The organism is Deltaproteobacteria bacterium HGW-Deltaproteobacteria-2 (assembly GCA_002840505.1).
Lineage (GTDB): Bacteria > Desulfobacterota > Syntrophia > Syntrophales > Smithellaceae > Smithella.
In genome coordinates, this window is the sequence record PHBC01000001.1 from 451,895 (window position 1) to 464,928 (window position 13,034).

At 41.4% G+C, this 13,034-nt stretch carries 12 protein-coding genes; 7 read left to right on the forward strand and 5 right to left on the reverse strand.

Going from position 1 to position 13,034, the window contains the following annotated elements:
* Positions 1-270: 270 nt before the first annotated feature.
* Positions 271-1,224 (reverse strand): hypothetical protein, encoded by a 954-nt coding sequence (locus CVU62_02115; protein ID PKN39015.1) that lies wholly within the window; start codon positions 1,222-1,224, stop codon positions 271-273.
* Between the two features lie 270 nt (positions 1,225-1,494).
* Here CVU62_02115 and CVU62_02120 point away from each other — a divergent pair, with 270 nt between their 5' ends.
* The 3 genes from CVU62_02120 to CVU62_02130 all read left to right on the forward strand — a co-directional run bounded on the left by CVU62_02120 (position 1,495) and on the right by CVU62_02130 (position 3,527).
* Positions 1,495-1,803: a hypothetical protein gene (locus CVU62_02120; GenBank protein PKN39016.1), complete on the forward strand. Its 309-nt coding sequence runs from the start codon at positions 1,495-1,497 to the stop codon at positions 1,801-1,803.
* 387 nt (positions 1,804-2,190) lie between these two features.
* Positions 2,191-3,267, forward strand: coding sequence for a YedE-related selenium metabolism membrane protein (locus tag CVU62_02125; GenBank protein ID PKN39017.1), 1,077 nt, complete (start codon positions 2,191-2,193; stop codon positions 3,265-3,267).
* 41 nt (positions 3,268-3,308) lie between these two features.
* Positions 3,309-3,527 (forward strand): SirA family protein, encoded by a 219-nt coding sequence (locus CVU62_02130; protein ID PKN39018.1) that lies wholly within the window; start codon positions 3,309-3,311, stop codon positions 3,525-3,527.
* 199 nt (positions 3,528-3,726) lie between these two features.
* Here CVU62_02130 and CVU62_02135 read toward each other — a convergent pair whose 3' ends face one another.
* The 3 genes from CVU62_02135 to CVU62_02145 are packed head-to-tail and all read right to left on the reverse strand — an operon-like array spanning position 3,727 to position 5,870.
* Positions 3,727-4,308, reverse strand: coding sequence for a LemA family protein (locus tag CVU62_02135; GenBank protein PKN39019.1), 582 nt, complete (start codon positions 4,306-4,308; stop codon positions 3,727-3,729).
* Positions 4,309-4,343: 35 nt separating this feature from the next.
* Positions 4,344-5,069 (reverse strand): hypothetical protein, encoded by a 726-nt coding sequence (locus CVU62_02140; GenBank protein ID PKN39020.1) that lies wholly within the window; start codon positions 5,067-5,069, stop codon positions 4,344-4,346.
* Positions 5,070-5,090: 21 nt separating this feature from the next.
* Positions 5,091-5,870: a hypothetical protein gene (locus tag CVU62_02145; GenBank protein ID PKN39021.1), complete on the reverse strand. Its 780-nt coding sequence runs from the start codon at positions 5,868-5,870 to the stop codon at positions 5,091-5,093.
* 311 nt (positions 5,871-6,181) lie between these two features.
* On the opposite strand from CVU62_02145, the gene CVU62_02150 reads away from it, so the two are divergent.
* Together CVU62_02150 and CVU62_02155 are read left to right on the forward strand one after the other, a co-directional pair.
* Positions 6,182-7,708, forward strand: coding sequence for a radical SAM protein (locus CVU62_02150; GenBank protein ID PKN39446.1), 1,527 nt, complete (start codon positions 6,182-6,184; stop codon positions 7,706-7,708).
* 312 nt (positions 7,709-8,020) lie between these two features.
* Positions 8,021-9,271, forward strand: coding sequence for a hypothetical protein (locus CVU62_02155; protein PKN39022.1), 1,251 nt, complete (start codon positions 8,021-8,023; stop codon positions 9,269-9,271).
* A 75-nt stretch (positions 9,272-9,346) separates the two neighbouring features.
* Here CVU62_02155 and CVU62_02160 read toward each other — a convergent pair whose 3' ends face one another.
* On the reverse strand, positions 9,347-10,288 hold the full coding sequence (locus tag CVU62_02160; protein ID PKN39023.1) for a hypothetical protein: 942 nt from the start codon (positions 10,286-10,288) through the stop codon (positions 9,347-9,349).
* 78 nt (positions 10,289-10,366) lie between these two features.
* On the opposite strand from CVU62_02160, the gene CVU62_02165 reads away from it, so the two are divergent.
* Positions 10,367-12,001 (forward strand): peptide-binding protein, encoded by a 1,635-nt coding sequence (locus CVU62_02165; GenBank protein ID PKN39024.1) that lies wholly within the window; start codon positions 10,367-10,369, stop codon positions 11,999-12,001.
* 87 nt (positions 12,002-12,088) lie between these two features.
* The gene (locus tag CVU62_02170; protein PKN39025.1) at positions 12,089-13,003 is read left to right on the forward strand and encodes a hypothetical protein; all 915 of its coding nucleotides are present in this window, start codon (positions 12,089-12,091) and stop codon (positions 13,001-13,003) included.
* Positions 13,004-13,034: the final 31 nt, after the last annotated feature.

A 13,034-nucleotide genomic window follows, 5' to 3' on the forward strand; every position in this document is an offset into this window, starting at 1 on the left:
TTTATCGGTTAATTTGTCGTCTGGTTCAAGCTTATAGCCCCAATTAATATTCTCTGGAGCAAGCAACATGCTCTAATAAAAAAATAGTCATTCCCGCGAAGGCGGGAATCCAGGCGTCGTCCCCGCGTAAGCGGGGAACCAGTTCCTTATAATAGTGGATTACCCGGTCTACCAGGCATGCGCCGGTCTGCGAGCCGGGTAATGACAAATGGGATTCCCCTGAACAGTCCTCAACTGGTTATCGCTTGCGGAAAGCGCTCCTCGATATGTTTAAGATTCAACAGGCGCGTATCGTTTGATGAAATTGATGAACGTTTTATGAAACGGGCGGAATTCGAATTGGCGTTTGTAAATCAAATAAAAATGTCTTTCCATCGAATATCCCTGAAGGGGGATTTCACAAAGCAATCCCTGCGAAAGCTCGCGCGAAACAGCATGAATGGAAATAACAGACACCCCCCATCCGGCGATGACCGCTTCTTTAATTGCCTCGGAACTTCCCAACTCGCCGCAGATATTGAATTGAGCAAGACTTATTGATTTTGATTTTTTTAGATATGATTCAAACAGATCCCTCGTTGCTGAACCTTTTTCCCTGACAACAAAGGGTTCTTTTAACAATTCCGGCAAGGATACTGATTTCTTTTTGCACCAGGCATGATCTTTGGAAACAACCAGAATAAGACGATCTTTCCATAGGGTTTCCGCTGTAAGCTTTTTGTTAAGAGGTTTCTTGCCGATAAAACCCATTTCCACTTCATTATCCAAAACCATGTTCATCGCTTCTTCGCTGTCCGCGGTTTTTATATTGATGTGAATATCGGCATTTGTTTTGTTAAAATCACTCAAGGCGCGCGGGAGAATATAGGTGGCAGGAATCGTGCTGGCGCTTAAATAAACATTACCACCAGCCTCTTTGCGCAAGGCAAGAATTTTCCCCTTCGCTTCATCACGAAGCCTGACCATGCGACGCGCATAGTCGAATAAAATCTTTCCTTCCGGTGTAAGAGAAATACCGGCACTGCTGCGGTTAGCCAATCGCGCGCCAAGACAATCCTCCGCATTCTTGATATTTTTTGTCAATGCAGGCTGGGTCAAAAGCATTCTCTTGGCGGCACGGCTGAAACTTCCCTCTTCCACGAGACAGATAATTGCTTCCATCTGCTGAATTGTAATGTTCTTGAAACGATCCATAGACATGTGGAGCTTATAGCACAATATCATGATTAATTAAAAGTAAATTATAACTATTATAAATACATTATATTCCAAAAACTCATAAGCAAAATGAAACTCCATGCCTTAACTTCAGTAACATACTTACAATGCTGTCATTTCGAATCCCTATTCAAAGCCGGGCGCATGCCCGGTAATCGGGACGAGAAATCTTAATGAATTCAATATAAAGTAAAGATATCTCCCGTTGGTCGATATGACAATATTTTACTGATCTATATCATTAGAACGAATAATCGCCATTGCAATATTACTTTTATGAATTTGCTTTTTGGATTTTCAATTACTATAAGCAACCGGAATGTTTTTTTGATTTTAAATCCTGACCGGTTATGTCGGATGGTTCCGGCCGCGGGCTTCAACCCCGTCGAGCAAACAATGAAATGTTTTCTTCAGTTCGATTCTGAAACCGGTCTCGAATTACATCACGCAGAAATCAGCCGGAGCGTAGCGATCGACTGGATTGACTTGTTAAAAATTTATTTGAATATTTGGAGGACGAAACCGACACCCATTATAAGAAGCCCAATTCTAAAACTTTTTGGACGTAAAAAAGATGCTAAATAGATGGGTTTCCCCTTTTTATCATTTTGATATGCGCCACCTAAATTTTCGCCGAAGGAGATAGCAACCATGAAAGAACCAATTGCATTTAAAATTAAACCTAAATTGGTAAGTGTTATGAAACTCATAGACCCCCCAGAAGGTTGTTTATATTCAAAAAGAGAATTGGTATTGTGGGCATTGTTAATATTTATGTCCGTATTTTATAATTTATTTTTTTAACATTGTTTATATGGATCGGCATAATATCGAACCTCGTAAATCACTGGACCTTTTTTATATACGTTATAACTTAATAGAATAAGTACCGGTTACATATTTCTTTTATGAATTTGCTTTTACAATTCCCGGCTGTTAGAAACTGATGAAATTATTAAGGGGGTTTTGTTCATGAAAAGCATTTTTTTCTCGCGCGCTGGAATTATCATTGTCGGCGCAATCATCGGCATCGGTGCCGCCCTGTTACAGTATTTCGGCAATCCGCCGAACATGGGCATTTGCGTGGCCTGCTTTGAACGGGATATTGCCGGAGCATTGGGTTTGCACCGGGCGGATGTCGTCCAATATCTGAGACCGGAAATCATAGGATTTGTTCTGGGCGCGTTTCTCATGGCGGCTTTTGCCGGTGAATTCAGACCGCGCGGCGGGTCATCGCCTTTAATCCGCTTCTTTCTGGGATTGTTTGCTATGATCGGCGCGCTTGTTTTCCTGGGCTGTCCGTGGCGTGCGCTGCTTCGTTTGGCCGGTGGTGATGGAAATGCCATTCTGGGACTATTGGGATTAACAACAGGAATTTTTGTCGGCATTTTATTTTTGAAAAAAGGTTTCAACCTTGGACGTTCCTATTCACAGGCAACTGGCAGCGGCTGGCTTATGCCCGCTTTGATGCTGGGGCTTCTGTTTTTACTGACATTTCAGGTATCTTTCGCTCCGGGTGGACCGATATTTTTCAGCGCCAAAGGTCCCGGCTCCATGCACGCGCCACTTCTCATCAGTATTGCGGCAGGCCTTATCATTGGCGCGCTGGCTCAGCGCAGCCGGTTCTGCACCATGGGAGCTATTCGGGATGTCATGCTGACCAGAGACTTTCATTTACTCGGCGGTGTGATTGCTCTGGTGGTTTTCGCTTTTGCCACAAATATTATCCTTGGACAATTCAAGCCCGGCTTTGAAGGCCAGCCCATCGCCCATTCAAATCATTTGTGGAATTTTTTGGGAATGTCTCTGGCTGGTCTTGCTTTCGCTTTAGCCGGCGGCTGCCCCGGTAGGCAGCTTTTTCTTTCCGGTGAAGGCGATGCCGACGCGGGAGTATTTGTGCTGGGAATGATTACCGGCGCCGCTGTTTCACATAATTTTGCCATAGCCAGTTCCCCCAAAGGTGTTGCCGCTTTCGGGCCAATTGCTGTCATCTTTGGAATTGTCTTTTGTCTGATTGTCGGTTTCACTATGATAGAAAAGTCAAAGTAACATGACGCACTAATACAATTAAATATTTAAGGATGGAAATTATGACAGAAATAGACGCAAGAGGATTAAGTTGTCCGATCCCTGTTGCCAAAACAAAACAGGCTATGGAAAAGAATCCCAAAGAAGAAATCGTTGTTTTGGTAGATAGCAATGTCGCCAAAGAAAATGTCACCAGACTTGCGGGATCAAAAAAATATTCTGTGAATGTCCAGACGGTTAATAACGACGAATGTAAACTGATTTTGAAACCTGCCGACTGACAAATTTAAAGACATTTATAATAAGAAAGCCCCTGAACATTTTCTACAACGCTCAGGGGCAAATAAATTTATTATTCTAATTGACTACAATAATGTCATTTCGAATTCCGATTTATCGGGATGAGAAATCTTAATTAACTTAATATACAATAAAGATATCTCCCGTTGGTCGATATGACAATTTTATATATCCACGACACTAAAATTTGACCTTGACTGCTTCTTTTGCTTCTTTGGGAGCGTCAAAGAATGCGCCATCTTTAAAACCGTACATTCCGGCAAGCAAATTTGCAGGGAATGATTTAATTGCCTGATTATATACCTTGACCGCCTCGTTGTATCTCATTCTTTCAACGGCGATTCTGTTTTCCGTTCCCGCCAGTTCATCCTGCAGATGCATAAAATTCTGATTTGATTTCAGATCGGGATATTTTTCCACAACTAATAACATTCTGCTCAAAGCACCGGAGAGTTCGTTATTAGCAGCGATTTTATCAGAAATAGGTGCATTAGCGGTACCGCCGACTTTGGAACGGGCGTTGGTTACTTCTATCATAACATCTTTTTCCTGCTTGGCGTAACCTTTGACGGTTTCCACCAGATTGGGAATCAAATCAAATCGCCGTTGTAGTTGATTTTCCACCTGTGCCCAAGAGCTTTTGACAGCCTGATCCAATCTGACAAATTTATTGTAATTGCCCGCGAAAAAAGAATAAGCCGCGATAGCCAGAAACACAATTACTGCCACTACAATGATTAAAGTTTTCTTTTTTGAATCCATTTTTACCTCCTGCATTATGTAATGAGACTTAATTTTTATAATCCATCAACTATGTTGCAAATCTTTTCGATTTCGTGCAAATATTTTTTAAAAACGTCCGCTACTTCTTCGCCGGATAGTTTATCCAAGCCTTCTTTAATATCGACGCAACTTAAGAATACTTGTACATCAATCGTAAAAAGTTTAGCCACTTCTTTTATTGTATCACGTCTCTTATGCGGAACCGGTACCTGCTTTAAATAAAGCAAGGCATTGAATATGGAAATAAATGCCGTAAAGGAACGGCTGATAAGTTGTTTCAACTGCCGCGCGTTTCCTGCCGCTTCCAGATAACCATTGCGCAGCAGGATTAATTTCCCTTTCAGTTCCCTTTCAATTTGCAGGCGTAAATCTTCCGGTTTGAATTTTAATTGCTCCAGAACATTTTCGCCGTAAATTAAAATATGGTTATTCTTCATATTCAGAAATTCTATCGGATAAGAATCGAGAGAACTTTCCATAAAAGCTTTTGTCATAATCAGCGGCACGGCTACGCTGCGTTTTTGCCAATGCTTAACCGTATCGAAAGCATTTTCCAATTTGTTGATGACCTCCGGCGTGACAATAATCAACAAATTAATGTCTGATTTTCCCTTTACATAAGAACCGCCGGCCGCGCTTCCATAAAGAATAAGAGAAATCAGATCTTTACCAAATACTTTCTTATAATCCTCAGTTAAAGGAACAAAAACATCCTGTGGTTTATCCGGTATTTTTGACATTTTATTCACCCTGAAATTATATTAAAAACCACGGCCGGCTCCGCCGCCGCCGCTCATTCCTCCGCCGAAACCGCCAAATCCTCCACCGAAACCGCCGCCACCACCACCGCGGCCGCCACTCAAGAATAAAAGCAATATCCAGGGAAGCATTTCCCTGCCTTTTCTTGTACCTAAAAGCAGAACCGCCGCGATGAAGAAAAAAATAAGCCCGAAAACGTTAACGCCTTTTTGCTGCGCGCGGTTGTGCGGACGATACGGCATGGGAGAGCCACTCAATTGAACTTTGGCATCTTTGGCGATATATGCCGAACAGGCATACATCGCATTATAAAGCCCTTTACCGTAATTGCCCTCTTTAAGAAACGGAACAACATATTTATCGAGTATTTCACCGACTAAACCGTCGGGTAAAATTCCTTCCACGCCGTAACCTGTTTCGATACGGATTTTTCTTTCTTTTACAGTAAGAAAAATTAAAACACCTTTATCTTCGCCTTTTTTACCAATACCCCACGCCTGATAAAGACCATTGGCATACATGGTGTAATCTTCATTTTCTCCGATTGACGGCACGATTGCCACGACAATCGCCGTGCCAGTTTTTTCCAAAACTTCACGCGCAAGCGCATCCATTTTAGTGGCGTTTTCCGCATCAATGACATTGGCAAAATCATTGACTGTACCCTGCGGTGCCGGATATTTTTCGGCGGAAAAAACATTGCCAGCCGTCAGCAGCATCAATAGTGCAACAGCCAACAAACTTATTTTTTTTAATTTATTACCAAAAGATTTAATCTTCACGAATTACCAGAGTCTGAATTCTTTTTTAAACTATGCAGCCAACATAATCATTTATTAAGAAAAAGCAAGGCCACAGGCAAAAGCAACCTTTCAGCATCGTTGATCAATGTAGTTTCATTGATTATTTTAATTCTTTTTATTGAAAAAATAACGTCCGCTTTTATACCCGATGACTATTGCGTAAAGATCAACGGCTGTCAAGCAGCAAAAATGCACTGCAAAATTGGCCTTGCGCAGGCAAGAATTAGATATTAAAGGAATATCAGACAAATAAAAATACTTAGATTAATAAATAATCCATGCCCTTAAAAATAATTCTAATCCACCCGCCGCTGGCCAAATGTTCAGAACCGCCCGCCGGCATTGCCAGGTTATCCGCGTGCCTGACTGCAAACAGTATTCAACACGAGATTATCGACGCCAATATGGAAGGTATTCTCTATCTGCTGGAGCACACCGCAGCAAACAACTCTAAAACAGACAAATGGACAATGCGCGCGACAAAAAATATGAAAGGCAATCTTGGGGCCTTACGAAACTCAGAAACTTATCAAAATCCTAGCCGCTATCAGCGGGCGGTTATGGATATCAACCATATTTTAAATATGGCTGGAAAATCATGGCATGTTGATCTGTCGCTTGCCGATTATCAGGATAAACATCTGTCACCGGTTAAGAGCGCAAACTTAATATCCGCGGCAGAAAAACCACAAAACAATCCTTTCTATCCTTATTTTCAACATCGTCTGATGAAAGCTTTGGAAAAGAATCCTGATTTTATCGGTTTTTCCTTAAACTATTTGAGTCAGGCTCTCTGCACTTTGGCCATGATCGGTTTTATCAAGCAAATCCATCCCCAACAAAAAATTATTTTAGGTGGATCGCTTGTCACATCATGGATAAAGCTCGGAGCGAACAAAAATACTTTCAGTGGTCTCGCAGATGAAATAGTGGAAGGCGCGGGAGAACAAAAATTACTGGAGATTTTGGAAGTTAAAGATGGCAATATCAACTGCCCGCCCGACTACGATTGTTTTCCAAATGAACAATATTTATCACCCGGCCCGATCCTGCCTTACAGCAGTGCGCAAGGTTGTTACTGGCACAAATGCGCATTCTGTCCGGAAAATGCGGAGCGCAATGCTTACATGTCTCTGGAAATATCCCAAGTAACGTATGATTTACAAAGTCTGACAAGGAAGATGAATCCTTCTTTGATTCATATTTTGGACAGCTCCATATCTCCGTCACTGCTTGCGGCTATGACCAAAGACCCTCCTGGCGCGCCATGGTATGGTTTCACAAGAGTCACTAAACATTTGGCGAATGATGATTTTTGTTCATCTTTAAAACGTAGCGGCTGTGCAATGCTCAAACTGGGTATTGAATCCGGCGATCAGGACGTGCTTGATCAATTAAACAAGGGTATTGATTTGTCGATGGCTTCCGCCGTTTTAAAAAAAATCAAAAAAGCGGGCATTGCCACCTATTGCTATTTTCTTTTCGGCACGCCGCCGGAAAATGAGAAAAGTGCGGAAAAAACGCTGGATTTTGTTTGTCAGCATTACGATTGCATCGACTTTTTGAATCTGGCGATCTTCAATTTACCAGCCCGCAGCGTCGAGGCACAAAATCTGGCCACGCATGATTTTTATGAAGGCGATCTGTCTTTGTACAAGAATTTTCAGCACCCCTTCGGCTGGCAAAGGCCTGCCGTGCGTAATTTTTTAGAAAAAACTTTCAAAAAGCATCCGGTAATAGCGCCGATACTCAGACGCACACCGGAATTTTTCACTTCCAATCATGCACCGTTTTTTGTTCGTGAAACTCCAATTTAGTGAGTCCCAAGTTTCAGAAGCGTAGCGCACTGAAATTTGCTGGACGAACTATCCCAGGAGCGAAGCGACGTGGGACTATTGTATGAACGACCATAGGTTGCTTTTTGGTTTATACCCGTGATTTTAAATAAACCTTAATTCTTTTGTTTTCAGCGACATAGGAGCGGCAGAGATTCATTGACAAAAGGTCATTAATATTATAGACATTTTACACAATCCATTTAACTAATGTTTTTCTTAATTCAGAACACTAAACTTCAGGTTACAGGCAGAACTTTAACATTAATCTTAAAGATGTGATAAATATATCCAATGACATTTAATAATGTAACAGTTTCTCAAATAATCATCCTTTTTACAATTTACTCTTTTATGGGATGGGTCATCGAAGTCGTATATCGGTCCATTTCTCAACGACAGTTCATCAATGCCGGTTTTTTATTCGGTCCGTTTCTCCCCATTTACGGATTCGGCGCCGCGTTTATCATTGGTCTGCAATCTTTAATTCATCCCTGGCCTCTGCTCATGGAATTGATCGTTTACAGTCTTGTTTTAACCCTGATAGAATATTTCACCGGATTAGCCTTCGAAAAAATATTCAAATTAAAACTGTGGGACTATTCGGATTATAAATTTAATTTTCAGGGAAGAGTATGTCTGCTTTTCTCGACATTCTGGACGATAATGGCTCTGGCTTTTGTGACCTTCATCCATCCGGTTGTTTTGCGTTACGTGCGCTCCTTTGACGAATCCTTACTCCGTATTTTTCCCATTGTTATTGTGGTTTACGGCATCACAGATTTTGTTTTTTCCATCGCTTCACTTGCCGCGTTTAAAAGAAAGATCACCTATCTGTATTCCGAATATTTCAATATGACCGACGCTGAGATTGAAAAGATATTAAGCTCCTTTAAACGACTTCGTACTGCATATCCTGACCTGAGAAGATATATCAATAACAACATCAACACAGGGATTAAGAACAGGATGAGCACGTTTATGAAATCTATTCAGGAAAAAATTGTTCTGCACATGGAGGGAAGGAAGGCTTTTGAACATGAATTTTACGATATAATTAGCGATATTCAGGCCCATGACGAATTCCTGAAGCTTAAGCTGCATCATCATCATAATTCCTCAATTTATGATCACGTTATGGATGTATCTTATTTCTCATACAGAGCATGCAAGTTTATGAAACTTGATTACCGATCTGCCGCCCGCGGTGCGCTCCTTCATGACTTTTTCCTATATGACTGGAGGAATCATGACGTTCCGGATCTTCCTGCGGAAAAAAATCACGGCATCGAACATCCCAAGATCGCCCTTGCCAATGCCAGAAAACATTTTACTTTGAATGAAATAGAAGAAGATATCATCAGAAAACACATGTGGCCCCTTACACTTGTCCCGCCGAAATACAAAGAGTCCTTCATTGTATCTTTCGCAGATACTTATCTCGCTTCAAAGGAATTTGTTAACAATTTTAAGCGCAATAAAGCCCTTAAGCGTGAGAAGAAACAGGCTGACAAACATAGGCCCAGGAAGAAACGTGGACACTGATTTGTATTAATCATAATACCATGGCGTCAGGAAGAGTAAGACTTTCTTACCTTGCCTGCATCTTCGATAAAACATTTACTCAGATAGGCCGGGTTGTTTGGATTCGAGCATTGCTCTTTCTAACAGAATAATATCACGCCGTTGATATGACGACATGAGTTCCGCGCAAAATAAAAATATCAAAGCGACATAAAATGCCCAAATAACCACAATAACCATGGTTCCCAACGTACCAAAAATTATATCATAACGTGTATAATTGGCTATGTACCAGGTGAAGAACTGCTTGGCAACTTCCATAAGCAGAGCAAACAAAGCGCTACCGACCAAGGCAACGCGGGACCGAATTTTATCCGCGGGGATAACACGATAAAGGAAGTAAAAGAAAATCACTGTAATAAAATATGGAACAGCATAGCGCAACAAAGCTCCGGATATAACACCGAGAGAGATATTAAATCCCTCGGCTATTTCCACGGATTGCTTGACCAGTAGAGTGGCGACATCGCTTATTACCAAACTGACACTGCCGACAATCCATCCTATGGGGATCATCGAAAGAGCCAATAATTTGGAAACAAAATAATTTCGTTTCTTCCGGGAACGAAAAATAATATTCAGCGCTGTTTCCATGGAATTAAAGATCATGGATGAAAGACCTATGAGTCCCAGCACTCCCGCCCACCCGAGCAAATGTTTTTTTCTTTCAATCTGTGCAAGCTGAGTCAGAAGCTTTTCGGAAAAGTAAGGATGAAATGCTCTGATAGCGCCTATTATATCTTCTGAAATATTCGGATAAGAACTGAAAAAATATCCAGCGGCAATAATCGTGAGAATAAAAAGAGGAATTATTGATAGAATTGTATAAAGAGCCATTGCGGCCGCTTGATTGACATCACCGTTAATTCTATAATTTTTCGCCGCATCAACTAAAATATCCCAAATGCCGGTGGCTTTTATTCTAAACGATTCGGAAAACCGGGCGAAGAATGATTTATTTTTCTTTTCTTTAGCCATAAAAATAGTCCAATTTTTTTATATTACAACTTGTAAAATTTTATTGCAATGGTTTGATTACTGCGCTAATTTCCTCCCATGCGTGCATTTCGTGTTTTGTCCATTATATCTCTGATCATCATATCTTTAACCGCCTGCGATAGAAAACCTTCGGCAGATAAAGTTCAACCTTTATCCGACAAACCACCTGCTTATGGCGATATACTGGTCAGAGGTGAAATCGGCGATGCCAGCAACCTGATTCCGCTTCTGGCTTCCGATTCGGCTTCCCATAATATTTCCGGCATGGTTTTCAACGGCCTCGTCAAATACGACAAGGATATGAACATCGTTGGTGATCTGGCTGAATCATGGGACATAACTGACAAAGGCCTGGTTATTACTTTTCATCTGCGCAAAGGTGTAAAATGGCATGACGGTAAACCATTTACCGCCGTTGATGTTCTCTACACTTATCAGGTCACTGTTGACCCGAAAACGCCCACGGCTTATGCGGAAGATTTTAAAATGGTAAAAAAGGCTGAGGCTCTTGACGATTACACTTTCCGTGTAACTTATGGGAAACCTTTCGCTCCGGCACTGATCAGTTGGGGCAGTTCGATCTTGCCCCGACATTTACTATGGGGAAAAGATATTACCAAAAGTCCGCTGGCACGTCATCCTATCGGCACGGGGCCTTACAAATTCAAGGAATGGGTTGCCGGACAGAAAATCGTTCTTGTTTCCAATCCCGATTACTTTGAAGGGCGTCCCTATATCGACGGTCAGATCACGCGGATTATTCCCGATACCGCCACAATGTTTCTGGAATTGCGTGCCCAGAACCTCGGCATGATGGGACTGACACCTCTGCAATACACACGGCAGACAGAAAACAATTTGTTTAAAAATAATTTTAACAAGTATCGCTACCTTAATTTTGCGTATACTTACCTTGGCTACAATCTGAAAAATCCGCTTTTTATCGATAAGCGAGTGCGGCAGGCAATTTCGTATGCCATTAACAAGGATGAAATTATCAGCGGCGTACTGCTGGGACTGGGTAAACCGGCAACCGGCCCTTACAAACATGGCACATGGGCTTACAATGATAACGTTAAAAAATACAATTACGATCCGCAAAAGGCGCGTGAACTGTTGCGTGAGGCAGGGTGGACGAAGTTAAATAGTGAAGGCGTTTTGGAAAAAGACGGCAAACCCTTCGTTTTTGAAATAGTTACCAATCAGGGCAATGAGACAAGGCAGAAATGCGCGGAAATTATTCAGCGGCAGCTTAAGGAAGTCGGCATCACAGTAAAAATCCGTATACTTGAATGGTCGGCCTTTGTGACAGACTTTATCAACAAGCGTCGTTTTGATTCAGTGATTATGGGCTGGACAATTCCGCTTGATCCTGATGCCTATGATGTCTGGCACTCCAGCAAAACAAAGCCGGAAGAACTGAATTTTATCTCCTACAATAATCCGGAAGTGGACAGAATACTGGAAAAGGGACGCACCACCTTCGACCAGAGCCAAAGAAAAAAATATTATGACCGCTTTCAGGAAATTCTAGCGGAGGATCAGCCCTACACGTTTCTCTACGTTCCTGATGCATTGATCATCACACACAACCGTTTTCGGGGCATTGAACCCGCACCCATTGGACTGGAATACAATTTCATCAAATGGTACGTCCCCAAAGATGAACAGAAATACACCATGACCAGATAAGAACTCTCCATGAGGCACTTATTATCAATTATTTTTGTGTCATCTCAAACAAGTGAAACAGGATGATGGATAATTTTGGAAATTTGAATGAAAAACATGAAAAATAAAACCCCCATAGTCATAATTAGCGGCTTTCTCGGAAGTGGAAAAACTACTCTCTTAAAGAGGTTCATCGATTGGGAGTTTGTACGGGGTAATCAACCACAGGTTATAATGAGCGAATTTGGTGATTTTGATATCGATAGCAAAATTATTGCCGACGAACGACTGCAAGTAACTTCAGTTATTGGCGGATGTATTTGCTGCAGTAACCGAGATGAATTATTGGTATCATTACAACGTATAATAGCACAAAACCCCGGAGCACCAGTTTATATTGAAACCACAGGTATTGGTGACCCGGCCGGAGTATTACAGAGTATTAGTTCTGTTCTAAATTCTAATGTTTTAATCAACAAGATTATTGTTGTTTATGACACCAGCCGGCACGGCAACAATCATAGGGACTATGTTCTTATAGAAAAACAACTTATGACTGCTGATATAATTGTTTTAAACAAAACAGACATAGCTTCAATGGATGTGAAAAAAACAGAAACCGATATCGCAACAATTAATCCCACCGCTCAACTGATTAGTGCGGTTGATTGTGACATCGATCTTAATTCTGTGTTAAAAGGCGCCACCTGTTGTTTTGCAGGAAGCAAAGAAACGGTTAACACGGATAATTACCACTCTTTTGCCTTTAAAATAGAAACCAGAATTCTCCGCGATAAATTCGAACAATGGCTTAAGTCGTTACCTGAAGATATAATAAGGCTCAAAGGATTTGTTAGATTTCAATCTGAAAATGGGCTTTTCGAGGTACATTATAGTAGAGGTAACTACCGAATAAAGATTTTTGAAAATACAGAGTGGATGGATGCTACGCTAAGCATCATCAGCCATCCCATTTCTTCAAATGAAATCTTAAAAGGCTTTAAGTCCTGTATCCTGGATTGAGAGGATTCCTGATCACTTTTTTGGTAAAAAA

What these genes read in the sequence shown, in the direction of transcription:
- CVU62_02125 (PKN39017.1), top strand. Translation starts at nt 2,191, where the DNA reads ATGAAAAGCATTTTTTTCTCGCGCGCTGGAATTATCATTGTCGGCGCA.
- CVU62_02140 (PKN39020.1), bottom strand. Translation starts at nt 5,069, where the DNA reads ATGTCAAAAATACCGGATAAACCACAGGATGTTTTTGTTCCTTTAACT.
- CVU62_02135 (PKN39019.1), bottom strand. Translation starts at nt 4,308, where the DNA reads ATGGATTCAAAAAAGAAAACTTTAATCATTGTAGTGGCAGTAATTGTG.
- CVU62_02115 (PKN39015.1), bottom strand. Translation starts at nt 1,224, where the DNA reads ATGATATTGTGCTATAAGCTCCACATGTCTATGGATCGTTTCAAGAAC.
- CVU62_02155 (PKN39022.1), top strand. Translation starts at nt 8,021, where the DNA reads ATGACATTTAATAATGTAACAGTTTCTCAAATAATCATCCTTTTTACA.
- CVU62_02170 (PKN39025.1), top strand. Translation starts at nt 12,089, where the DNA reads ATGAAAAACATGAAAAATAAAACCCCCATAGTCATAATTAGCGGCTTT.
- CVU62_02160 (PKN39023.1), bottom strand. Translation starts at nt 10,288, where the DNA reads ATGGCTAAAGAAAAGAAAAATAAATCATTCTTCGCCCGGTTTTCCGAA.
- CVU62_02130 (PKN39018.1), top strand. Translation starts at nt 3,309, where the DNA reads ATGACAGAAATAGACGCAAGAGGATTAAGTTGTCCGATCCCTGTTGCC.
- CVU62_02165 (PKN39024.1), top strand. Translation starts at nt 10,367, where the DNA reads ATGCGTGCATTTCGTGTTTTGTCCATTATATCTCTGATCATCATATCT.
- CVU62_02120 (PKN39016.1), top strand. Translation starts at nt 1,495, where the DNA reads ATGAATTTGCTTTTTGGATTTTCAATTACTATAAGCAACCGGAATGTT.